The organism is Sedimentibacter sp. zth1 (assembly GCF_017352195.1).
Taxonomy (GTDB): Bacteria; Bacillota; Clostridia; order Tissierellales; family Sedimentibacteraceae; genus UBA1535.
This window is the reverse complement of the sequence record NZ_CP071445.1, coordinates 600,470-626,011: the sequence shown is the minus strand read 5'-3', so window position 1 is coordinate 626,011 and position 25,542 is coordinate 600,470. Positions and strand designations below refer to the sequence as shown.

Sequence of the window (25,542 nt, the reverse complement as noted above, 5' to 3'; positions counted from 1 at the left end):
TCTATTAATCTATATAGTTTTCTTTAGCCTTAAGATGTTCATCATAAGTAACTGAGAAATAATGAGAACCATCTCCTTTCGCTAAAAAATATAAGTAATCTACTTTTTCTGGGTGCAAGACTGCATTTATGGAATCCTTACCAGGTGAATTAATTGGTGAAGGAGGTAGCCCAACATTAATATAAGTGTTGTATGGAGAATCTATCAAAATATCTTGTTCTGATAATCTCGCTTTCCATTCTCCCTGAGCATAGTTAACAGTTGCACAAGATTGAAGCTTCATATCAATTTCAAGCCTGTTAATAAACACGCCTGATATTATAGGTTTTTCTTCTTTTAGCATCGCTTCTTTTTCTACTATAGAAGCAAGAATTATAACTTCTTCAAAATTAAGCGTTGTATTTTTTAATGCAGAAAGAATTGTATTTTCATAGTATTTATCAAATTGTGTTAATAAAAAATCAATAATATCTTCTTCAGTCATTCCCACATAAAGATTATATGTTTCCGGTAATAAGTAACCTTGTAAATCCTTTATGTCCTCATTATCTTTTAAAAATTCATGTGATGCTCTAGATTTATCCGCATCTTTCATAAGTTCTAATAATTTACCTTCATCTAAAGATAATTGTTCTGATATTGATTTTGCAGTATCTTCTAATGTCAATCCTTCTATTATGGTTAAATTAATAGTATTATTTGAGTGTGACTTATTTACTAAATTGTCCAATATCTCTTTAGCACTCATACTTTTACTTAACGTAAATTCTCCAGCCTTTAATAAAACATCATAACCATCTTTTTTTGCTAAATATTTGAATGAATTAACATTATTAATCAATTTTTTTTCATATAGAATATTTGCTATAGTAGTTGTATTGCTACCTGAAGGAATCTCAACAGTAATTAGTGTAGTATCATTTATATCGACTGGACTCAAAGAGCTTTCCATATAATTAGATATATACATAAATGATCCAATAGCTAGTATTAAAACAAATATCAAAATAATTACAAACTTTTTCATAAGTTTCTCCTTAACATATAAATATACATTTTATATTATACAACTTATATTTTTATTTTTCAACATAAATAATAAACCACAAAGTAACATAATTAATTAATAATGAACTTTGTGGTTATATTTACAATTTTTATTCTATAATTCTACCGTTTCAGATATCACTTGAGAAATTTCATTCATAATTTGTTCAAATTTCATTTCTTTTTCATAGTAATCTTTTATAGTTTCATTCTGCATAGCTTCAGCTTGTAGCTTCTCATATTCTTCAATTTTATCAGGCTCAATTTCTCCACCTTGCATTGATGCTAATTGTATTTCCATCATTCTATCTTCAATGTTTTGAAGCACTGTTTTACATTTTTCATTTGAATAAACATTTTTCTTAGCATTTTTATATTGCACATATTCATCACTTAGTTTAATTGTTTCAGCCAATTGTTTAGCTAAATCATATGCGTTCATTTACGCTAACCTCCATAATTATAGGCAATATCATAGGACTTCTCTTTATTTTTTCATAGATAAAATTGCTTAAATCATCTTTTATCATTGCTTTTATAGAACTCCAGTCTTTTATGTTAGCGTCTTTACACTTATTAAATGCAGTTTTTACAATTATTTTAGATTCTTCAATCAAGTCAATGTTTTCTCTAACATAGATAAATCCCCTAGAAACTATATCTGGTCCAGATATCATTTCTCCAGTTTTCTTGTCAATTGTAATTACAGCAATTATTAGCCCGTTTTCAGATAAGTGCTTTCTATCTCTTAATACTATATTTCCAACATCTCCAACACCCAATCCATCAACTAATATTTTTCCTGATTGAACACTACCATTTATTGCACCTGATTTAGTATTGAACTCTAGTACATTACCATTTTCAGCAATCAAAATATTGCTTTTCTCTATTCCAAGAGACATTGCTAATTTAGCATGATGTCTTAAATGTCTGTATTCACCATGAACTGGCATGAAAAATTTAGGTTTTAATAATGATAGCATCAATTTTAATTCTTCTTGTCTAGCATGACCTGAAACATGTATCTCTTCTAATGCATCATATAACACATCTGCGCCCTTTTTATACAACAGGTTTATTACTCTAGCTACAGTTTTTTCATTACCAGGAATAGGACTTGCAGATATTATTACCATATCGCCTTCTTTTATTACTACTTTCTTATGATCATTATTAGCCATTCTAGTAAGAGCTGACATTGGCTCCCCTTGACTACCAGTTGTAATTAACGCTATTTCTTCATCTTTGTATTTTTTTAAATCATTAATATTTATAATAGTTCCTTCTGGTACGTCTAAATATCCTAGCTCTTGAGCCACTTTTACAACATTCACCATACTTCTACCAGAAATAGCTACCTTTCTGTTATATAAAACAGCAGCATTAACAATTTGTTGAACTCTATGGATATTAGATGCAAACGTAGCAACAATGATTCTATGTTTACACTCTTTAAATACATCCATAAACTTATATCCTACAGTTCGCTCAGACTGTGTAAATCCTGGTCTTTCAACATTTGTACTATCACACATTGCAACCAGAACACCTTTTTTTCCATATTGAGCAAAAGCATTTAAATCTATTACTTCACCTTTAATTGGTGTATAATCAATTTTAAAATCCCCTGTATGAACTACAGTACCCATAGGCGTTTCTATTGCAAAACCGACAGAATCAGGTATGCTATGATTTGTTCTTATAAAGTTAACCTTAAAACATCCTAATTTAACAAATTCACCTGGATTTATAACATTTAAGCTAACATCCTCTAATTTATGTTCAAGTAACTTATTTTCAACTAATCCAATCGTAAGCCTTGTTCCATATACAGGTATATTAATTTTTTTAAGCACGTAAGGAATACCACCTATGTGATCCTCATGTCCATGTGTTAAAAATAAGCCTCTTACTCTATCTTTATTTTTTATAAGATAAGTAACATCTGGTATAACTATATCTATTCCAAGCATTTCGTCCTCAGGAAAAGCCATACCACAATCTATAACAATAATATCCTTATTATATTCTATAGCAGTTATATTTTTTCCAATCTCGCCTAATCCACCTAGCGGGATAATTTTTAATTTATTTTTTTTGGTTTGTGCCAATTTTTCATCTCCTTATTTATGTTACCGATAAAACCAATAAGCTATATTATATCATCAGCCATAGCTTCATATATTTCTATTACCTCTTTTAATTCTTCTTCGTCTTCAATCATGTTAAACATAACTTCACCATTTTGTAATTCATCTATACTGTAAATCATTCCCTCATCAGAATTTTCTTCTCTTAATACAGCATATTTAATATTATCAAGGTGAAAAGTAGCTTCTACAATCAATCTTTCAACTTTCCCAGCATCATTAATCAATTCAACTACTTGTTCTTCGTAATCGTCCTCATCCTCTTCTAATTCATTTTCAATAATATCATTATTGAATTTTTTCTTATTGCTCATAAAACCTCCATAAATTTAATTTTTTTATGAATTAACTATAAGGTTCTTTTCATTTTATCCATATAGGTTGAAAGAATTTCAACTGCCGCTAGTTTATCAATAACCTGTTTTCTTTTTTTCCTTTTCACATCAGCACTTATTAGTATTTTTTCAGATAATGCTGTTGTTAATCTTTCATCCTGGAAATCTACTGGTAAATCAATTTTTGCTTTCATTTTCTCAGTAAAATTTATAACCTTCTCACCTTGAATACCAATCGTTCCATTCATCATTTTAGGCATTCCTACTATAATTTTATTTACATTATATTCTTCGATTATTTTTTTTAATTCTAAAATATCCGCTTTAAAATTAGTTCTTCTTATAGTAGTTACACCTTGTGCTGTTATCATTAACAAATCACTAACTGCAACCCCAATTGTTCTATCTCCTACATCTAACCCTATTAGTCTATCCATTTATTTTCCTCACACTATTTTTATACAAAAGCTATCACATGCACTTGCGCAATAGCTGCATAATACACATTTACTCATATCAACAGTACATTTTCCATCAACAATGGACAATGCATTTTGCTTACATCTTTTAACACATTTACCACAACCTTCACACCAATATGCAATGCACAAGGTTCTTTTCGTATCTCTTACACTTTTTTTAAGCTCTTCAGTAATAGGCTTGTTTTCTAAATAATTTATATTAACATCTACTTCTGATTTGTTTTTCATACCAACAGCTATTGAATCAATTTCTTTAATATTATTTACAAAATTGAAAGCATTATATGTATCATTTATTAAATGACCGCCACCATATGGTTTCATAGCCATAATAAATTTTCCATTTGCTTTTGCATATTTTATTGCATCTAGCATTTTTTCCTTAGTTCCATCATTAATTCCAATACCAGTACTGTTCATAATTGTAAAAACTATATCTATTTCATCAAATTCAACACTATCATTTACTGCTTGTATAGCATGTGTAGATATTCCAAAACGCTTAATTATTCCTTGACTTTTATATTTCATAAATTCTTGTACAGCTTCATAATGTCCTCGAAAATTGTTGCCATTATCTTGTTCATGCAACATAAAAATATCTATATAATCAGTATTAAGCTCTTTTAAAGCCTTTTCTATACTGTACTTAGCAGTTTCTTTATTATATGCATAACTTTTTGTTGCTATGTATAAGCTATCTCTTCTTTTGTTTTGCATAAATTTACCTAGAATGTCATAGTTATCATAAAGCTCAGCAGTATCGTAAAAATTTATACCTTTTTCATATGCATAGTCAAGCACGCTTACCTTTTGTTCTAAGCATTCATTGTTTTGTAAATTGCTTAAAGCTAATGTCCCAAAACAAATTTTTGACATTTTCTTTATTTCTTTTAACTCTGTATATATCATTATTTTCACCAAGATTCAAAATATTTATGTAAATTTAAAAAAAAAAAAACGGTATATGAATTCATATACCGTTATAAGTTCAAAACATCTAAATAAACTTTCAAAATTTCTTCTAAAAGCTCATCTCTTTCTATCTTACGTATTAAACTTCGTGCATTATTATAATTTGTAATGTACGTAGGATCCCCTGATAGCAAATATCCGATTAATTGCGTACTAGGATTGTACCCTTTTTCTTGTAAAGATTGATATACTTGAGATAATATTTCTCTTGCTTTGTTCAATGATTCGGTATTGTAGTCAAATTTAGCTGTATTTTGCCCAATATTACTGGTTGTATTACATAAATTCTTTTCAATATTATTCGCCATAATAAGCACCTCTATACAATTATACTATATAACTAAATTAAAATCAAACAATTAGTTTAATTGATTAATAATTCCTTCTTTTGCTTTTTTCAAAGCCTCATCAATTTTAGTTACATCTTTTCCTCCAGCTTGTGCGAAATCAGGTCTTCCACCACCGCCGCCTCCAGCTACACTAGCTGCTTTTTTAACAATATTACCAGCTTGAATTCCTTTTTGTATTAAATCTTTAGTAACTGATGCTACAAAAATAACTTTTTCATTAACTTCAGAAGCTAAAACAATAACACAACTAGGATTTTTATCCTTAATTTTATCTGCTATATCTCTTAATGTATTTGCATCAGTATTTTTTAATTTTATACTATAGACTTTAACACCATTAATCTCATCAAAGTTATTAAGTATATCATCCATATTAGATTTTAATATTTCATTGTTAAGTTTTGCTATTTCTTTGTCTCTATCCTTAACTTCTTTCTTTAATACTGAAACCTTGTTAACAATCTCATCTTTTGTTGCTTTTAATGATTTCATAAGTTCTGAAACAATATTGTCGATATTATTTAAATACTCAATTGCAGCTTTTCCAGTAACAGCTTCTATTCTTCTAACACCTGAAGCTATTCCACCTTCAGATAATATTTTAAACATACCAATTTTAGCTGTTTCATCAATGTGAGTACCACCACAAAGTTCTTTACTAAAATCTCCAACTTTTACCAATCTAACAACATCTCCATATTTTTCATCAAATAATGCCATAGCACCCTGTGCTTTAGCTTCTTCTAGTGAAACAACATCTGTTATTACTTTATAATCTTTTAGTATTTCATCATTAACTCTTTTTTCGATTTCTTTAAGAGTATTTTCGTCTACCATTTCGAAATGCGTATAGTCAAATCTTAATCTATCTTCAGTAACTAATGAACCGGCTTGATTTACGTGATCACCAAGCACCTCTTTTAATACCTTGTGCAAAATATGAGTTGCTGTATGATTTTTTGCAATATTTTTTCTTCTAAAAACATCAATTTTAGCTGTAACATCCTCATTTAATTTTATAATTCCATTATCAACTATAACTTCATGTATAAAAATATTATTAAGTTTTTTTGTATTTAAAACTGTTGCTTCAAAATCCTTTGTAAATATTTTACCAGTATCGCCAATTTGTCCACCCATTTCAGCGTAAAACGGTGAAGATGATAAAGCTATAATTCCTTTTTCACCAATTGATATTTCTTTAGCTTCTTTATTATCAACAAATATTTTAGAAACCTTTGATTTTATTGAATTGTTGTCATATCCAACAAATTCAGTTTTCTTGCCTTCTACATTGATTTCGCTATCTTTCCATCCAGAACTACCAGCTTTTCCTCTAGACTCTCTAGCCATAATTCTATGTTCTTCCATAATGTCTAAAAACTCTTGTTTATCAAATTCAAAATTATTTTCAGCTAGTATTTCCTCTGTTAATTCATAAGGGAAACCAAAAGTATCATACAATTTAAATGTTATTTGACCATCTAATTTATTATGACCGTTTTGTTTTGCATTATTAATTTCTTTCTGTAACATTTCAAGACCTTGATCAATAGTTTTTCTAAATTTTTCTTCTTCTATTTTAACTACTTTCAATATATAGCTTTCTTTTTCTTTTAGTTCAGGGTAAGCATGGCTCCATTCATCAATTACAACTTGAACAGTTTCAGTCAAGAAATCTCTATCTATTCCAAGTAGTTTTCCTTGTCTCAATGCTCTTCTAATTAACCTTCTTAGAACATATCCTCTACCTTCATTTGATGGTATAACACCATCACCGATTAAGAATGAAAGTGCTCTTGAATGATCAGCTATAATTTTAATTGATGTATCATTCTTTAAGTTTGTTTTATATTTAACATCGCTAATTTCTTCAGCTTTTTTAATAACACTATATAAAGGCTCAACATCAAAAACAGTTTCTTTTCCCTGTAATGTCATAGCAACTCTTTCGAGTCCCATACCAGTATCAATATTTGGATGTTCTAACGGATTATAAACTCCATTTTCATCCTTGTCAAATTGTGTAAATACTAAGTTCCATATCTCTGTATATCTATCGCAATCACATCCTGGTTTGCAATCAGGACTACCACAACCAAATTCAGCACCTTTATCAAAATATATTTCTGAACTTGGACCACTAGGACCAACTTCAAGTTCCCAAAAATTATCTTCTTTACCTAACTTAACTATTCTTTCTCTTGGCATTTCAGTTAAAGAAGTCCATAAATCAATTGCTTCTTCATCCTCTATATAAACTGTTGCCCAAAGTTTTTCAGCAGGAATTTCCATTCTTTTAGTTAAAAACTCCCATGCCCATGTTATAGCTTCTTTTTTAAAGTAATCTCCAAAAGAAAAGTTTCCTAACATTTCAAAAAATGTCAAGTGTCTTGCAGTAACACCTACATTTTCCATATCATTAGTTCTAACACATTTCTGACATGTGCTCATTCTTTTGCTTGGTGGTGTTTCTGCTCCTGTAAAATATTTTTTCAAAGGAGCCATACCAGCGGCAACCAAAAGTAGTGTCTTATCATTTTTAGGTATTAACGATGCACTTTGCTCTATTAAATGTCCCTTTGATCTATAAAAATCTAAATATTGTTCTCTTATATTATTAATTGAATATTTATTTTCCATAATTCCTCCAACATTGTTACGTATCATTTGATTATAACGCATTTATTAAATGATTGTCAACTATTAAAGTTACTCAATTATGCCCCCTCCAACCAAAATATCACCGTCATAAAATACTACGGATTGGCCTTTTGTTATGGCACGAACTGGGTTTTCAAATTTTACCAATAATCCATCATTTTCTTTTGTAATTACAACATTTTCCTCTTTTGCAGCATATCTAATTTTAGCTGTTAGTTTATTTAATTCTCTATCATATTCTTCATTAATAAAAGTGTAATTTGATAATTTTAATTTATCTTTAAACAAATCTTCATTTTCACCAAGAACAACTGTATTATTCTTGTAATCTATATCAACTACAAATACAGGCTTGCCAAATGTTACACCAAGTCCTTTTCTTTGACCAATAGTATAGTTTATTATTCCAGAATGCTTGCCTAAAATATTACCTTTTGTATCTACAAAATTACCTGCTTTAAATGTTATATTAGAATTAGCATTTATATAATCTGTATATTTCATATTCTTAATAAAACAGATTTCTTGACTATCTTTCTTATTATAAATTTTTATACCTGCATCATGTACAATTTTTCTTGTGTCGTCTTTTGATATCATATTTCCCATAGGAAATATAACTCTATCTAAAATATTTTCTTTTAAAGAATATACAAAATAAGTTTGATCTTTGGCTATATTTCTAGCTTTTACTATATAATATCTACCATTATTTTCTCGAATATTAGCATATTGTCCAGATGCAACATATTTAATACCCATTTTATCTGCAGTTTTTAAAAACTGATTGAATTTAATGTTTTTATTACATACAACACATGGATTTGGCGTATGACCCATTGAATACTCACTAATAAAATTACTTATAACCTTATCTTTAAATTCATTTCTGTAATCAACTACTATATGATCTATACCAATCAAATCAGCAGAATATTTTGCATCACTTATGCTTTTTTCAAAATTCTCATCATCCGTAAGTCTGTAGGTTGCACCTATTACTTCATAGCCTTGTTGCTTTAATAAAATTGCTGACGCAGTACTGTCTACTCCTCCACTCATTCCTAATAAAACTTTTTTATTATCCATCATTCACCTCATATATATATTTATTTTACATATTTAGTTAGTTTGAAAGACTAATTTAAATATATTTAAACATCATTATAGCAAAGCAGATTTACACAGTCAAACCAAAACTAAGTAAATCTGCTTAAAATTAAACTCTGTTAAGTTTATTCTTCTCCATGTGTATGATCATGTATATCATCTGTTGCATGTGGATCATAATTTTCCAATCCCTTTATAGTAATGCTATGTTTTTGAGAATAGTCATAAAGAGCGGCTTTTACAGCTTGTTCTGCTAATACAGAACAGTGTACCTTAACTGGTGGTAGTCCACCTAAAGCTTCAATTACAGCTTTATTAGTTAACTCTACTGCATCTTGTATGCTTTTTCCCTTAATTAACTCTGTTGCCATACTAGACGATGCAATTGCTGAACCGCAACCAAATGTTTGAAATTTAACATCTTCAATAATTTGGTCTTCATTAATTTTTAAGTATATTTTCATTATATCACCGCAAGTTGGGTTGCCTACTTCACCAACACCATCTGCTTTGATTATTTCTCCTACATTTCTTGGATTTCTAAAGTGATCCATTACTTTTTCAGTATACATCATAATAATTTTCTCCCTATTTTTAAATATTATTATTAATTTTAATGTTTTTTGTATAGTGGTGACATGTTTCTTAATTTTTGAACTATCTCAATCATTTTTTGTATAACATAGTCAATATCTTCTTCAGTAGTGTCATCACCAATTGTAAATCTTATTGAGCCGTGTGATGTACCATGATCCAATCCAGTTGCAAGAAGCACATGAGATGGATCTAAAGAACCTGATGTACATGCAGAACCACTTGATGCACTAATACCATCCATATCTAGCCATAATAATATTGATTCACCCTCAATATATTTATATGAGAAGTTAACGTTATTTGAAAGTCTTTTTGTTAGATGTCCATTCAATACTACGTCTTCTATATTACTTTGTATTCCATTAATTAGTCTATCTCTTAACGCAATTATGTGTTCATTACTTTTTTCAAAATCTTTATTTAGTAGTTCAACCGCCTTGCCAAATCCTACTATATTTTGTACACTTTCAGTTCCAGCTCTTCTTTTTCTTTCTTGAGCTCCACCATGCATAAAGTTATCAATTTTTACACCTTTTCTAAGATACATAGCACCTATTCCCTTAGGTCCATGCACTTTATGAGATGACATTGACATTAAATCTATATTTAGCTTTTTAACATCAATTCTTACACCACCTAAGGCTTGTACAGCATCTGTATGGAATAATATTTTATGTTCTTTAGCTATTTTTCCTATTTCTTCTATTGGTTGAATAGTTCCAATTTCATTATTAGCAAACATAACTGAGATTAATATTGTATCAGGCCTAATACTATTTTTCAATTCTTCTAAATCAACCATACCATATTTATCAACGTTAAGATATGTTATATCAAATCCAAATTTTTTTAAGTATTCACATGTATGCAATACAGCGTGGTGTTCGATTTTAGTAGTTATAATATGCTTCCCTTTTTCCTGATTAGCAAATGCTACACCTTTAATAGCCCAGTTATCCGACTCAGTACCACCTGATGTAAAATACAACTCATTTTCATCAGCATTTATAAATGAAGATATAATTTGTCTTGCATTAGTTATTGCATCTTTAGAAATTCTTCCTATTTCATAAATACCACTAGATGGATTACCGTAGTACTCACCTAAATATTTAATCATTTCATCTACAACTTCTTTTTTAACTATAGTAGTTGCAGCATTATCCAAATATATTTTTTTATTCATTATCTAGTCCTCCGCTGTAATTTTATGATGTTCATCTATCATGTCTAATAATGTTATGTTATCTATAACATCATTTATACTCTTTTCTATTTTGCTCCAAATTGTCCTTGTAGCACAAACTGATTCTCTACGACATACATCTTTGTTTAAACATTCAGACGTAGTTATTTCTCCTTCTAATGTTCGCAGAATCATTCCAACAGTTACATCTTGTGGTTGTTTTGCTAAACTATAGCCACCATATGCTCCTCGAGTAGAAACTATATATCCAGCTTTTTTAAGTTTTGCAAATAGCTGCTCCAAGTAATTTTCTGAAATTTCATACTTATCACATATTTTTTTTAATGTAACAGGACCCTCTCCATAATTCAAAGATAATTCAAACACAGCTTTTAAACCATATCTTCCTTTTGTCGATAATATCATTTAAATGCCTCCATTCTTTTAATCCCAACTTATTTAGTCGGGTTTATTATATTATACCCGACTAATTTTGTCAACATTGAATTTTAAATAAATAATATTTTTTTATTATCTGCATATCTTTAATAAAAGACTGAATTAAAAATCCAGTAACCTATATACTAAATTTCCAGTCATTTTCGTTGCCATATACACATTATCTACAGGATATTTCGTAGATTCATTAAGAACAATTAATAATGTATTATAATCATTCACAATTATACACAAATCGCATTCTGTCTTAATTGCAAAAGGCACGGGTGCTAATTTAATGTTATTAATATTTAAACTTTGAAGTCTGCTATAAGCAGCCATAGTAAAATTACCATACTTATAAGTTATTACATAATGTTCCATCTTACTCCTCCTTTACTTTAAATTATTAAAAATATAACAATTTGTTACAAATTATGAGGTGAAATATGATATTATTTTTACAAAATGGTACAACCGGTACTGATGTTATGCAAATTCAATCTTTACTGAAAAAGTTAAAATTATACAATGGTGACGTAGACGGAGTTTATGGCCCTATAACATCGAAAGCAATAAAAAAATTCCAAATGTTAAATGGAATAAAAGAAGATGGAATAGTTGGACCTGTAACAGAAAAAGCTCTTGAAAAATACTTTTTAGGATTTACTTTTTATACTGTAGAACCAAACGATACAATAGAAACTATTGCTGCTTTGAACAATTCAACTGAAAGCTTAATAAAATCTGCCAATCCAACAGTTGATTTCGAAAATTTAATTCCAAACACAGCAATAACAATTCCATTTAATTATGAAATTGTTCCCGATGATGTAAAATATACATATGACATCATGGAAATGAATATAATGGGACTTAAACAAAGATATCCATTTTTAGATGTTAGTTCTATTGGCAAAAGCGTTCTTGACAAAGAGTTATATATGATTAAGTTTGGCGTAGGTCCAAAAAAACTTCATTTTAATAGCACGCATCATGCATTAGAATGGATAAATAGCGTATTTTTAATGCAACTTATTGAAAGAATGAGCAATGCTCTAATCAATAATGAAACAATTGAAGGTTACGATTTACAGGATATTTATAACAATTTCACTATGTATATTGTCCCTATGGTAAATCCAGATGGCGTAGATTTGGTTAATGAAGGGCTTAAGCTTGACAATCCATACTATAATGATTTACTTAAATGGAATAACACTGGAAAGTCTTTTGGAGAAGTGTGGCAATCAAATATAAGAGGAGTTGATTTAAATCATAATTATGACGCGGGATGGGAAGCTTCAAAAAAAGCAGAAAATAAAATAGGGATTACAGGGCCCGGACCTACAAGATATTCAGGACCTTCCGCTTTTTCAGAACCTGAAACTATTGCATTAAGGGATTTAACAAAAGAAGAAGATTTTTATCTTGTAATTGCATATCATTCGCAGGGTGAAATTATTTATTGGAATTTTATGAATTTATCAACCGAAAAAGATGAAGAAATTGGAGAAAAGCTTGCAGAAGCAAGTGGATATGTACTTGATACCGCTAAAGGAGTTGCATCATATGCAGGCTATAAGGATTGGTTTATACAGGATTTTCAAAATCCAGGCTACACAGTTGAAACTGGAAAGGGTAAAAATCCGCTTCCTTTATCCCAATTACCTAAGATTTACGATGACAATGTTAAATTAATACTTGCTTCAACAACAGTATAAAATAAAAATCAGGGTGTTTGCCCTGATTTAATTTATATATTCACTTTCTTCATCTATTACATCTATATCTAATTCTTCCTGAAGCATGTATATGTTTGTCTCATATTCTTCTTCACTTATCTGATCATTTTGAAGTAGCATATCAAGTGTTTTTTTGCTATCCTCATATAAAAATATTTCTTTGCATGGAACAACGTTATTTCTAATATATTGCTGGTACTTAGATTTAATTACACTTATATTAATATCACCCTTGACAATATTTGATACTGTTCCAATCAAGTTTACTTCATTAACATTTATATTATTCTTCTTGAATACATTTCTTATTAATCTAATAAACTCATAATGTTCTTTTCTTATTTCATAAGCAATATCATTATTAAGCTTATCCTCTACCAAATCATAATTATAATAATCAATGTCTATATCATATTCATTGTTTTTGTTATAATCGATAAAATTAATACATTTTTCTAATTTTAAAATTATATTTTCGTCTGTAATTTTTGAATTCATTAATTTATATTTCATTGATTATCCTCCTTTCCTAAAAGTTCTAGCTATTGAGATATTCTAAAAACTTTTTCATTCTTGCTTCATAGCCTGAATCTTTAGGCTCGTAAAATATATTTTTAACTCCATCTGGAAGGTACTGCTGTTTAACATAAAATTTATTATAGTCATGAGGATATTTATAATCTATTCCTCTCTTAAGATTTTTAGCGCCCTTGTAGCTTGCATCCTTCAAATGGTTAGGTACTTCATTCGAACACTTTTCTACTGCTCCTAGAGCCTTATTTATAGCCATATATGAAGCATTGCTTTTTGGAGCACAGGCAATATAGACAACAGCCTGCGCCAAAATAATTCTACCTTCTGGCATACCAATTATTTCAACTGCTTTAAATGCATTCACAGCAACTTCAAGTGCTCTTGGGTCTGCATTTCCCACATCTTCTGATGCCGATATAATTATTCTTCTAGCTATAAACTTAGGATCTTCTCCACCTTTTATCATTTTTGCAAGCCAAAAAATTGCTGCATCTGGATCTGAACCTCTTAAGCTTTTTATAAAGGCTGATATTGTATCATAATGTTCATCGCCTTTTTTATCATATGTTACTTTTTTACTTTGAATACATTCCTCAGCATCTTCAATAGTCAAATTAATTATATTTTGATCATTTGGTTCAGTAGTAGTTATTCCAAGTTCTAAAGCACTAAGTGCCTTTCTTACATCACCATTTGAATTATTAACAATATGTTCCAATGCACCATTTTCAACTTGTACATTTAAATTTCCATATCCTCTTTCTTTATCAGATATAGCTTTTAATAAAACATTTTTTATATCATCATTAGTTATTTTTTTAAACTGAAATACTAATGATCTTGAAATAAGTGCTGAATTAACTTCAAAATACGGATTTTCTGTTGTTGCACCTATTAAAACAATAGTTCCATTTTCTACATAAGGAAGCAAAGCATCCTGTTGTGCCTTATTAAATCTGTGAATTTCATCTATAAACAGAATAGTTCTGTTGTTATACATTCCCAAACTATTTTTTGCTTCTTCTATTTTTTCCTTTATATCTTTTATACCACTTGTTACAGCATTTAATGTTGTAAAATTATTATTGGTTGATTTTGCGATAATTTTAGCAAGAGTTGTTTTACCTGTACCAGGTGGACCATAAAATATAGCAGAAGTAAGCTTGTCTGCTTTTATAGCACGATTTAAAATTTTTCCTTTACCTACAATATGACTTTGTCCAACAAAATAATCAAGACTATCAGGTCTCATTCTCTCTGCAAGAGGTCCTAATTTTTTTATTGCTTCGTTATATTGCATTTCAAATATGTTCATATATTATATCCTTATTCTTCAACTTTTTTTACAATAAAATACTTAAAACTTTTTTTTGATGATTCCTTTTTATCATATATTTTTAAAATTATAAAAGAAACCGCAAGTGAAGCTATACCACATAGTCCTGCATATAGTTGTCCATTTTCTCCTTTAAATATAGCATTTGTCATCAAAATAACTGCTACCATCAACAAAAGAGGTAGTCCATATAAAACAAGTGCATATTTAAGTACATTTATATCTTCAGAAAATACCTCTACTGTATCTCCTACCTTTACTCCATCAATCAAATCAGCCGTAATATTAACGGAAGGCACCTTGCACATTGCAGAACAACTGTCACAGCTTTCTCCACATGACGTTTTTCTTTTAATTGTCACTATAGCTTTATTTCCTTTAATTTGTTTTACTATTCCATTTTGATCCATATTATCACTTCCTCACTATTTGATTTACAACATAAGAAGCAAGCATTAGCCCTGCTGTTGCAGGTACAAATGGTGTACTTCCAATTGTATTGGTTTGACTATTTCTTATAATTTCTTCTGTAGAAAAAACTACAGGTAATTTTTCTATATTACGTTTTTTTAACTCATATCTCATTTTTTTTGCTAAAGGACACATTGATGTTTTTTTGATATCAGAAATTTGTAATTTATCAGGATAAATTTTATTACCCGTTCCCATACTACTAATAATTTTAATATCATTAGTATAGCAATACTCTATTAAGCTAATCTTTGCTTTTATATCATCTATTGCATCTATAACGAAATCAATGTCTTTTGATACAAATTGATGTATATTTTCTGGAGCAAGTTTTTCTTTTATAACAGTTACTTTCGCATTTTTATTAATATTATAAATATTTTCACAAATATTATCAGCTTTACTACTTCCAACATTATTAAGAGTAGAATGCAATTGTCTATTTAGATTAGTTATATCATAAACATCAAAATCAATCAATACTATATTATCTATAAAACTTCTAGTTATAGCTTCAGCAGCGTAACTTCCAACTCCACCAAGTCCCGCTATCATAACTTTAGAATTTTTAAGCTTTTCAACTGCTTTCTCACCATAAACAAGCTCTAATCTTTGTTTTTCTTCGTTCAAATTTATCACCTTTGTAATTTTATTCATTATAATTATAAACAAATTTTATTATACTATGCTTTTAAGAAAAATTCTACATGATTTTAATAAAAAAAGATAGCTTTAAAGAAAGTGTTATCCAATATCAAACACTTTCTCACTATCTTATTTATCTCTCATTAAAACACTCTCTATTTTAGTAGTCAAAATTTAAATTATAAGCTTACTCATATATTACAGCTATTCTTGTATATCTACCTTAATACTTAATTCGCTCAATTGCTTATTATTAGCTTCACAAGGTGCGTTTGTCATCAAGCATGAAGCACTTTGAGTTTTAGGAAATGCTATTACGTCTCTGATGTTGTCAGTGCCTGTCATAAGCATTGTAAATCTGTCTAGTCCGTATGCAATTCCGCCGTGAGGTGGAACTCCGTATTTAAATGCTTCTAACAAGAATCCAAATTTTTCATTGGCTTCTTCTTCAGATAATCCTAATGCTCTAAACATTCTGTTTTGTAAAGTACTATTATTAATTCTAATACTTCCTCCACCAATTTCATCTCCATTGATAACAATATCATATGCCTTAGCTCTACAAGTTTCTGGGCTAGTCTCTAACTTATCAATATCTTCGTCAATAGGTGCTGTAAATGGATGGTGTTTAGCAACAAATCTATTTTCTTCTTCATCATACTCAAATAATGGAAATTCAGTTATCCATACTAATTCAAATACATCATTAGATATTAAATTCTTGCTATGAGCGATTTTCGTTCTTAAAGCACCTAAAGCAGTACTTACAACACTATTTTTATCAGCTATAACAAAAATTATATCTTTTTCTTCTAAGTTCATTTTATCTTTTAATGCTTCTAATTCAGATTCTGCTAAGAATTTTGCTATAGGTGATTCTACAACTCCATTTTTAAGCTTGAACCAAGCAAGTGCTTTAGCTCCACAAGTTTTAACAAATTTTTCTAAGTTAGATAAACCTTTTTTAGAAAAATCATCTGCTGAACCATCAATCTTAATACATTTAACCTTTCCGCCACCTTCAACAGTTGACTTGAACGCATTAAATGTTGAATTAGCAAACACTTCTGAAATATCATTAATTTCATAACCAAATCTAAGGTCTGGTTTATCTGAACCATATTTATCCATAGCGGTTTGGTATGACATACGTTTGATTGGTAATTGAATATCAATGCCTTTTACTTCTTTAAATATTTTTGCAATTAACTTTTCATTAATAGCTATAACGTCCTCTACATCAACAAAAGACATTTCACAGTCAAGTTGTGTAAATTCTGGCTGTCTATTTGCTCTTAAGTCCTCATCTCTAAAACATCTAACTATTTGGTAATATCTATTGAAGCCTGATACCATCAACAATTGTTTGAATAATTGTGGTGATTGTGGTAATGCATAGAATTTACCTTCGTTAACTCTACTTGGTACAAGATAGTCTCTTGCTCCCTCTGGAGTTGGTTTTGTTAAGTATGGTGTTTCAATCTCGTTAAAACTATTCTCAAACATATAATTTCTAATTACATTATTCATCTTTGCTCTAGTTAAAAGTTTCTTTTGCATAGATGGTTTTCTTAAATCAAGAAATCTGTACTTAAGCCTCATTTGTTCTTGTACATCATCATTATCTTTTACATAAATAGGTGGTGTTTCAGCAGTATCTAATATTCTTAGTTCATCCGCATATACTTCTACATCTCCTGTTTCCATATCAGGATTTTTAGATTCTCTTTCTTTTACCTTGCCTTTTACAGCAATAACATATTCGCCTCTAAGAGTTTCAGCTTTTTCAAAAGCTTCTTTATTAACATCTGTATCAAATACTATTTGTAATAATCCTGTAACATCTCTTAAATCTACAAATATTAAGCCTCCTAGATTTCTTCTTTTTTGTACCCAACCCATAAGTATAACTTCTTTTTCAATATCTCCCATTCTCAGGTCGTTACACATATTGGTTCTTCTTAAGTTACCCATTGATTCCATGGTATCATCCTCCTATAATTGTTGATTTGTGAGGTAATTTAAATTTTTTTGCATATAAAAAACTCCTCCCACATGTAAGGGACGAGTTAACCCGCGTTGCCACCCTAATTGAATTATCCTAAAATAATTCCTCTCAATTAGTATGCATCTTATATAGGTGTCTTTCATATAACCATTTTTAACAGGCTCTCACCAACCCTGCTTCGCTTAATAAACTAGTCAAACTACTCTTCCTATTGCATAATATTAATTTAATTAAAATTATCATAAAAATATATAAAAGTCAATCTCTTTATTTTAATTTATATAATATTTTTATAACAATGATAATAATTTAACAGATATTTTTACATTTATCGACAGTGTAAAATTATAATTAAGAATAATTGTTTATAATTATTCTTAATTATATTATTTTTTCAATAAGTTAACTATATATTATATTAAATATTATTATCTATTTTTTTACTAAATGTTATATAGATACTGTAATATTTTGTATAATGTTGTTTTTACCGCTAAAAGCATATTATTATATTGTTTCACATATTGACTATATTTATTTATTATGATATAAATAAGATGTACAATTAAGTAAGTTTATACATGAAATTAATTTCAATTGCAGATTATTATAATTTCAGTAATTTTATTTTTAACAAACTTATATTTTTTTTATTTATTTTGCAATCGTTTTCATTATAATCTTATTTAAAATATAATTAAAAAGGAGAATTTTTTTATGAACTTTGTAGGTACATTTTGGTCATTGGTCCCACCTATTATTGCTATTGCATTAGCATTAATAACAAAAGAAGTATACATATCATTATTTATTGGTATACTTACTGGTGCATTACTATTCACAGGTTTTGCTCCAGTAGCAACAGTTGAAACTCTTTTTGAAGTTATGACATCAAAATTAGCTGACAGCTGGAATATCGGAATTTTAATTTTCTTAGTTTTCTTAGGAATTATAGTTGCTTTAATGACAAAAGCTGGTGGAAGTGCTGCATATGGAAACTGGGCTATTAAGAAAATCAAAACAAAAAAAGGTGCTTTGCTTTCAACATTTGGATTAGGTGCTTTGATATTTGTAGATGATTATTTTAACTGTTTAACAGTTGGTAGCGTTATGAGGCCAGTAACAGACAAATTTAGCATTTCAAGAGCAAAACTTGCATATGTAATTGATGCAACAGCTGCTCCTATATGCATTATAGCTCCTATATCAAGTTGGGCTGCTGCTGTTACAGGTTATACTTCTGGAGATGGTTTCTCATTATTCTTACAAACTATACCTTTTAACTTATATGCATGGTTAACAATGGCAATGGTAGTTTATATTTCTATCAGCGGTAGAGACTTTGGCCCTATGAAAAAACATGAAAATGCTGCTAAAAAAGGTGATGTTTTCTGTGGTATAAATGAAGAAGTTATAGAACAACCTTCACCATCATCTAAAGGAAAAGTAATAGATTTAGTATTACCTGTTGCATTTTTAATTTTAAGTTGTATAACTAGTTTAATTTACACAGGCGGTTTCTTTGATGGTGTACCATTCATTACAGCTTTTTCAGAATGCGATCCATCTCTAGGTTTAGTATTTGGATCATTCATAACATTAATATTTATATTTATACTTTACATACCTAGAAGAATTATAAAATTCAAAGAATTTGCAGATTGCATACCTCAAGGATTTAAAATGATGATTTCTGCTATTTTAATATTAATATTAGCATGGACTTTAGGAGGTTTCTGTGCTGACAAACTTGAAGCTGGAGCATTTGTACAAAATGCTTTACATTCTACAAGTATTGCAGAAGCAATATTCCCAGCAACTTTATTCATAATTGCTTTAGGGCTTGCTTTTGCTACTGGTACTTCATGGGGAACTTTCGCAATATTAATTCCTATAGTAACTGCTGTTTTCCCAGAAGGTTCAAGAATATTAGTTATTACAATTTCCTCTGTTTTAGCAGGTGCAGTTTGTGGAGACCATATATCACCTATATCTGATACAACAATTATGGCTTCTGCTGGTGCACAATGTAATCACGTTGCCCACGTTTCAACTCAAATACCTTATGCATTAACAATTGCAGTTTGCTGTTTCTTAGGCTATATCGTAGCTGGTATTTCTAAAAGCTTTATAGCTACTGCAATAGTAAGTGTTGTTTTATTTGTAGTTGCAATGTACATTGTTTCTTTGATTTCTAAAAAAGAAAATATTAATGAAAAAGAAGCAAAATAGTGAAATTAGATAGTTTTAAAAATTAATATAAATAATAGTGCTCCCTAAATAATACATTTAAATATGTAATATAAGGGAGCATATTTTTTATGTTCTAGATTTAGCATTTGTATTCATTTGCTAATTTTTCAAATTCATCTATGGATTTAACTATTTTATCAAGTGACATTCTCCAAAAATCTTTACTTCTTACATCTACCCCGACAAGTTTGCATACATCTGCTATCTTCATCTTACCTGTTGCTTTCAATAAATTATTATATTCTGTTAAAAAAGCTTCTCCCTTTTTCTCATATATTGAGTGTAATCCTAATGAGAATAAAAGTCCAAATGCATATGGAAAGTTATAAAAATTTCTTTCAGCATAATAATAATGTACTTTATTTAACCACATATATGGATTTAAATACTTACTATCTAATCCATCTCCATAGCTTTTCTTTTGGGCATCTATCATAATTTCTTTAATTTCTTCAACAGACAAAGTATGATCTTTTCTTCTTTCAAAAAACTCAGTTTCAAAATAATATCTTGACAATATATCTACTGTTACCGCAACAGCACTTAATATACTAAAGCTCAAGAAAGAAAGCTTTTCTTCTTTACTAATTTCTTTTACTAATTCACCCTTCAATACTTGTTCACAGAATGTTGAAGCTGTTTCAGCAAGTGGCATAGGATACGAATTATTTAATATACTTTCTGTTGATAATTGTTTACCATGGAAACCGTGTCCTAACTCATGAGCAATAGTATTTACGTCTTTAATTCCACCATTAAAATTAGTAAGTACTCTACTTTGTTTTATTGGATAAACGCCACTACAAAATGCACCACTTCTTTTACCTTGTCTTGGTTCAAAATCTACCCACCTATTATCAAAAGCATTTTTTGCAAATAAATATAATTCTTCACTAAATCCTCTGAATGCTTTTAGTACAGTCCCTTTAGCTTCTTCAATGCTATATTTTTTATTAGAATTTCCTACATTTGCTGTTATATCAAAATATGGTAATCCATTATCATATTTTAATAATTTCGCTTTAACTTTATAATATTTTCTTAGCTTAGGAAGATATTCTTCAATACTTCCTATCAATGCATCTAAAGTTTCTCTATCCATTCTGCAATCATTCAAAGTCATATCTATAGGTGATTGGTATCCACGTAAATTTGCAATTGTTATAACTTCTCCTTTTATACTGTTTAGGCATGCAGCTGATATGTCAGCATATTTATCATATGCCTTGCATTCCGCTTTAAACCTATTTATTTTAACCTTTTTATCTTCTGTAGAAGGAAGTTGAGATAATGCAGTTATAGGTATACATGTTTTTTGGCCATTCTCCTCAAGTTCAACCATTGCTTGTGATGATACTTTACCTTGTAATTGAGACCATGCTGATGAACCCGTCAATTTCATTTTTGAAATTAGTATCTCTTCTTTATCACTCAACTGATGCTGGCTTGCTTCAACAATTTCATTTAAATAAAATTCATGTTCTTTTAATATACTTGATTCTTCAATTGATTTACTTAAGTCATCATAATTAATGATATAATTTTGAAATGCTATTCTTGATTCAGTTAAACTACTTACCAAATCACCAATTTTACTTAAATTAGCAGAAGCATCACTATTTTTAGAGTCAGTAGCTAAACTTAAAAATGCAAAGCCTCTAAGTTTTGCAGCTATTTCACTATATTTTATATAATAATCAAGATATTTCTCTATTTTTGAAGTAGTGTTTTCATAATTATAGAAGTTATTTGTTACAAAATCCTGCATAACATTATAACCTCTAGATAATTCATCTAAATCATTTTTAAATTCTTTACAATTAAATCCATCATATAACTCTTTTAAACTCCACGTATTATCCATAATTTCCTCCATTAGTATATATTGTTGTATGCTTTTTTAATTCTTTCTAATCCTTCACCAAGTATTGCTGTAGGACAGCCTATATTAAATCTCATAAATCCACTTCCAGCATTTCCAAATGTCATACCCTGATTTAATACTACTCCTGCATCAGTAAAGAAATCTCGTAATTTTTCATCACTTAAATTCATTTCTCTACAATCTAACCATACTAAATACGTTCCTTCACCCCTAAGAGGTTTTATCTTTGGTGTATTCTTACTCATAAATTTCAACATAAAATCTCTATTGCTTTCTATATATTCATTTAGTTGATTTAGATAATCATCACCATATTTATATGCAGCTTCGATTGCAACTTTGCCCATAATATTTACTGATATATGTTTTTTCAATAGATATGCGTTAAATTTATCCCTTATGTTCTTATTTGGTATAACTATAACTGATGTAGATAATCCAGCCAAACTAAATGATTTACTTGCTGAATAACAAGTTATTGTAATATTTTGCAGTTTTTTGTTAAGTGATGCAATCGGTGTATGTTTATATCCGCTATATATAATATCGGAATGTATTTCATCTGAAATAATTATTACATTGTTATACAAACAGATTTCACCAAGTCTTATCAATTCATCTTTAGTAAATACCCTACCACTTGGATTGTGTGGATTAGATAATAAGAATACTTTAGCTTCTTTAGCTTTTTTTTCAAAATCTTCAAAATCTATAGTATATTTACCGTCAACCAATATAAGCTCGTTTTCCAAAACTTTTCTACCATTTTCTTTCGGAACACCAATAAAAGGTGGGTATATTGGAGTTTGAACAAGTATACCATCACCTTCATTAGTAAATTCATCTATTACATATGATATTGCTGATACAACACCTGGAGTATATGTTATCCACTCATCTTCTACTGTCCACTCATGTCTATTATTTATCCATTTTTTTATAGTAGGTACAATTGTTTTTGTATAACCTGTATATCCAAATATACCATGCTCTACTCTTTTTTGAAGTGCTTCTATTACTTCTTTCGGTGATTTAAAATCTGTATCTGCTACCCAAAATGGTATTGCAGGTCTTCCATCTGTTAATTGTTCAACATCATCCCATTTTATACTTGCCGTATTAGTTCTATTAATTATTTCATCAAAGTTATATTTCATTTGCTTTCCTCCTCAATAATACTGTCTTTTTTCTCTTCTATTTCAAAGTTAGTATATGTACCATTAATTTTCATACTAATAGCTATATTTTTTTCCTCATCATTATCACTAGCTACCTTAACAAATTTCGACTTACCTTTTTCTAAAAATTCTTTAGCCATATTTTTATTCAACTCAATATCGTTTTCTGAAAATACTTTAAAACTTTTCCATATCCCAAATTTACATTTAGGATAATTCCTAAAACCCGAACAATAATATCCTTTTTCACACTCATAAACATCTTTACCACACAAAGGACACTTGCCTATTGATTCTTTATTAGATTTAAAGTTTGAATTATTTTTAAAATTTATATTTATAATTCTTGATCTTTTCCCTTCATTAATTACATCATAAACATATTTTTTGATATTAAATATAAAGTCTCTAGCTTGCTCATCACCAGAAGTAATTTTATTTAATGATTGTTCCCATTCTCCAGTTAAATCGGGTTTTTTTAGCTTTTCAGGTACTAAATTTATAAGATTTATTCCATTCTCAGTTGGTAACAAATTTTTCTTGTTTCTTTTAATATAACCAACTGACACAAGCTTTTCAATAATACCCGCTCTAGTTGCAGGTGTTCCAAGTCCTATACCTTTCATATCGTCTCTTAATTCGTCATCTTCAATTTGTTTTCCAGCAGTCTCCATAGCAGTTAACAATGTTGCTTCTGTATATAGTTTTGGTGGAGATGTTTTCTTTTCAAGTAATTTAATTTCTTGAGGAGTTAATTTATCATTTTTTTTGACGGTGTTTTTGATTTCCTTTTCATTCTCATCATCACTATTTACTGTTTTTCCAAGTAATATGCTTTCTGTTTCTTTCCAACCAGGTACAGTAATCTTTTTACCTCTAGTTTTAAAATTTTCATTTTCAATGATTAGTTCTATATCTGTTTGGTCATACTCTTGTTTTTTATCTAAGGTAACAACAAATCTTGTCATTACAAGTTTCAATATATTTTTTTCTCTTTCAGGTAATTTGACGTTCGCAAGATTTCTAATATTATCAGTAACAATAATTGCGTGGTGATCAGTAATTTTTTTGTCATTTATAATACGTTTGTCCATATTAAGACCTTGTTCGATTATTTTGTCAACACAAGAGGCGGCAACTTTATAACCGGTCTTAATGTTTAGTAAAAGACCTTTTAATTTAGGTTTCATATCTGTACTTAAATACCTGCTATCAGTTCTTGGATAAGTAGTAAGCTTAAACTTTTCATATAGCGTCTGAGCTGCTTCTAAAGTTTGTTCAGCAGTATAGCCATATTTTTTGTTGCCATCTCTTTGAAGTTCGGTCAAATCATACAATAAAGGTCTATCTGTTCTAGCTTTTTTCTTTGCTACCTTTGTTACTATACCTTCTTTACTTTCACATTTATTTATAATTTCTTGTGCTTTTTCCTTTTGTTTAATTCTAGTACCATCTTCGTTGAACCATGTTGCACTAAAATTATCAAAATTAGCTTGTATCTCATAAAACGGTGCTGGTTTAAAATTATCTACTTCGTTTTTCCTTTGTACAATCATAGCCAGCGTAGGAGTTTGAACTCTCCCAATTGTAAGCTTTTGATTGTATTTAACAGAAAAAAGTCTTGTTGCATTTATACCAACTAGCCAATCTGCTTCAGATCTTGACTTAGCTGATTGATATAGCAAATAATATTCTTTATTGTCTTTAAGTTTATTAAACCCCTCTTTTATTGCTTCGTCTGTCATACTACTTATCCATAGCCTTTTTACAGGCTTTTTACACCCAGCTGTAATATATACATAACCAAAAATAAGCTGACCTTCACGTCCAGCATCAGTAGCACATATTACTTCATCTATTTTATCACTATTAATTAACCTTTTTACAATATCATATTGCTCTTTTGTGGCTTCATTAATAACGCGTTTGAACTTTCTAGGAAAAATAGGCAACGTATCCATACTCCATGACTTTAACTTTACATCATATTCCTCTGGCATTGCCAATTGAATTAAATGACCTATACACCATGTAATAATATACCCATTGCCTGTCATATATCCATTATTCCTTTTATTTATGTCAAGTACCCTTGCTACATCTTTAGCAACTGAAGGCTTTTCTGTAATAATTAGTTTCATATTAACGAC

General features: G+C 29.2%; 23 protein-coding genes. 2 read left to right on the top strand and 21 right to left on the bottom strand.

The window, feature by feature from the left end; genetic code table 11:
- Positions 1–4: 4 nt before the first annotated feature.
- The 13 genes from mltG to JYG23_RS02915 form a co-directional block, all read right to left on the bottom strand.
- On the bottom strand, positions 5–1,027 hold the full coding sequence (gene mltG, locus JYG23_RS02975) for an endolytic transglycosylase MltG (RefSeq protein WP_207236974.1): 1,023 nt from the start codon (positions 1,025–1,027) through the stop codon (positions 5–7).
- Between the two features lie 135 nt (positions 1,028–1,162).
- The gene (locus JYG23_RS02970) at positions 1,163–1,489 is read right to left on the bottom strand and encodes a YlbF family regulator (protein ID WP_207236973.1); all 327 of its coding nucleotides are present in this window, start codon (positions 1,487–1,489) and stop codon (positions 1,163–1,165) included.
- Positions 1,476–3,161 (bottom strand): ribonuclease J, encoded by a 1,686-nt coding sequence (locus JYG23_RS02965; protein ID WP_207236972.1) that lies wholly within the window; start codon positions 3,159–3,161, stop codon positions 1,476–1,478. The genes JYG23_RS02970 and JYG23_RS02965 overlap by 14 nt, the downstream gene beginning before the upstream one ends.
- Before the next feature lie 41 nt (positions 3,162–3,202).
- Positions 3,203–3,514, bottom strand: a complete 312-nt coding sequence (locus JYG23_RS02960) for a DUF1292 domain-containing protein (protein WP_207236971.1) — start codon at positions 3,512–3,514, stop codon at positions 3,203–3,205.
- A 35-nt stretch (positions 3,515–3,549) separates the two neighbouring features.
- Positions 3,550–3,972, bottom strand: a complete 423-nt coding sequence (ruvX, locus tag JYG23_RS02955) for a Holliday junction resolvase RuvX (protein WP_207236970.1) — start codon at positions 3,970–3,972, stop codon at positions 3,550–3,552.
- Positions 3,973–3,981: 9 nt separating this feature from the next.
- On the bottom strand, positions 3,982–4,929 hold the full coding sequence (locus tag JYG23_RS02950; RefSeq protein ID WP_207236969.1) for an aldo/keto reductase: 948 nt from the start codon (positions 4,927–4,929) through the stop codon (positions 3,982–3,984).
- A 71-nt stretch (positions 4,930–5,000) separates the two neighbouring features.
- Positions 5,001–5,300, bottom strand: coding sequence for an IreB family regulatory phosphoprotein (locus JYG23_RS02945; protein WP_207236968.1), 300 nt, complete (start codon positions 5,298–5,300; stop codon positions 5,001–5,003).
- Between the two features lie 51 nt (positions 5,301–5,351).
- Entirely contained in the window at positions 5,352–7,985 is a 2,634-nt protein-coding gene (alaS, locus tag JYG23_RS02940; protein ID WP_207236967.1) for an alanine--tRNA ligase, read from the bottom strand.
- A 69-nt stretch (positions 7,986–8,054) separates the two neighbouring features.
- Positions 8,055–9,095, bottom strand: coding sequence for a tRNA 2-thiouridine(34) synthase MnmA (gene mnmA, locus JYG23_RS02935; protein ID WP_242631620.1), 1,041 nt, complete (start codon positions 9,093–9,095; stop codon positions 8,055–8,057).
- A gap of 146 nt (positions 9,096–9,241) precedes the next feature.
- Positions 9,242–9,688, bottom strand: a complete 447-nt coding sequence (gene nifU, locus JYG23_RS02930) for a Fe-S cluster assembly scaffold protein NifU (RefSeq protein ID WP_207237930.1) — start codon at positions 9,686–9,688, stop codon at positions 9,242–9,244.
- A gap of 41 nt (positions 9,689–9,729) precedes the next feature.
- On the bottom strand, positions 9,730–10,899 hold the full coding sequence (gene nifS / locus JYG23_RS02925) for a cysteine desulfurase NifS (RefSeq protein WP_207236965.1): 1,170 nt from the start codon (positions 10,897–10,899) through the stop codon (positions 9,730–9,732).
- A 3-nt stretch (positions 10,900–10,902) separates the two neighbouring features.
- Complete coding sequence (locus tag JYG23_RS02920) at positions 10,903–11,325, bottom strand: Rrf2 family transcriptional regulator (RefSeq protein ID WP_207236964.1); 423 nt, start codon at positions 11,323–11,325, stop codon at positions 10,903–10,905.
- 135 nt (positions 11,326–11,460) lie between these two features.
- Positions 11,461–11,721 carry a putative Se/S carrier-like protein gene (locus tag JYG23_RS02915; protein WP_207236962.1) on the bottom strand — a complete coding sequence of 87 codons (261 nt, stop codon included), beginning with the start codon at positions 11,719–11,721 and terminating at the stop codon, positions 11,461–11,463.
- 65 nt (positions 11,722–11,786) lie between these two features.
- On the opposite strand from JYG23_RS02915, the gene JYG23_RS02910 reads away from it, so the two are divergent.
- Complete coding sequence (locus JYG23_RS02910) at positions 11,787–13,061, top strand: M14 family metallopeptidase (protein WP_207236960.1); 1,275 nt, start codon at positions 11,787–11,789, stop codon at positions 13,059–13,061.
- Positions 13,062–13,088: 27 nt separating this feature from the next.
- Here JYG23_RS02910 and JYG23_RS02905 read toward each other — a convergent pair whose 3' ends face one another.
- From JYG23_RS02905 to aspS, 5 genes are all read right to left on the bottom strand, one after another.
- Positions 13,089–13,595, bottom strand: a complete 507-nt coding sequence (locus JYG23_RS02905) for a hypothetical protein (RefSeq protein WP_207236959.1) — start codon at positions 13,593–13,595, stop codon at positions 13,089–13,091.
- Positions 13,596–13,620: 25 nt separating this feature from the next.
- Positions 13,621–14,931 (bottom strand): replication-associated recombination protein A, encoded by a 1,311-nt coding sequence (locus JYG23_RS02900; protein WP_207236957.1) that lies wholly within the window; start codon positions 14,929–14,931, stop codon positions 13,621–13,623.
- Between the two features lie 11 nt (positions 14,932–14,942).
- Positions 14,943–15,362, bottom strand: coding sequence for a SoxR reducing system RseC family protein (locus JYG23_RS02895; protein WP_207236956.1), 420 nt, complete (start codon positions 15,360–15,362; stop codon positions 14,943–14,945).
- A 4-nt stretch (positions 15,363–15,366) separates the two neighbouring features.
- Positions 15,367–16,053: a ThiF family adenylyltransferase gene (locus JYG23_RS02890; RefSeq protein ID WP_207236954.1), complete on the bottom strand. Its 687-nt coding sequence runs from the start codon at positions 16,051–16,053 to the stop codon at positions 15,367–15,369.
- Positions 16,054–16,272: 219 nt separating this feature from the next.
- A complete protein-coding gene (aspS, locus tag JYG23_RS02885) occupies positions 16,273–18,051 on the bottom strand; it encodes an aspartate--tRNA ligase (RefSeq protein WP_207236953.1) in 1,779 nt (592 codons plus the stop codon).
- Between the two features lie 742 nt (positions 18,052–18,793).
- On the opposite strand from aspS, the gene JYG23_RS02880 reads away from it, so the two are divergent.
- Positions 18,794–20,308 carry a Na+/H+ antiporter NhaC family protein gene (locus JYG23_RS02880; protein ID WP_207236952.1) on the top strand — a complete coding sequence of 505 codons (1,515 nt, stop codon included), beginning with the start codon at positions 18,794–18,796 and terminating at the stop codon, positions 20,306–20,308.
- Between the two features lie 100 nt (positions 20,309–20,408).
- Here JYG23_RS02880 and JYG23_RS02875 read toward each other — a convergent pair whose 3' ends face one another.
- From JYG23_RS02875 to JYG23_RS02865, 3 genes are read right to left on the bottom strand one after another with little or no spacing between them, the layout of a single operon-like run.
- A complete protein-coding gene (locus tag JYG23_RS02875) occupies positions 20,409–22,193 on the bottom strand; it encodes a M3 family oligoendopeptidase (protein ID WP_207236950.1) in 1,785 nt (594 codons plus the stop codon).
- Between the two features lie 11 nt (positions 22,194–22,204).
- Positions 22,205–23,371, bottom strand: a complete 1,167-nt coding sequence (locus JYG23_RS02870) for a MalY/PatB family protein (RefSeq protein ID WP_207236949.1) — start codon at positions 23,369–23,371, stop codon at positions 22,205–22,207.
- Entirely contained in the window at positions 23,368–25,533 is a 2,166-nt protein-coding gene (locus JYG23_RS02865) for a DNA topoisomerase 3 (protein ID WP_207236948.1), read from the bottom strand. Before JYG23_RS02865 ends, JYG23_RS02870 begins: the two co-directional genes overlap by 4 nt.
- Between the last annotated feature and the right edge of the window lie 9 nt (positions 25,534–25,542).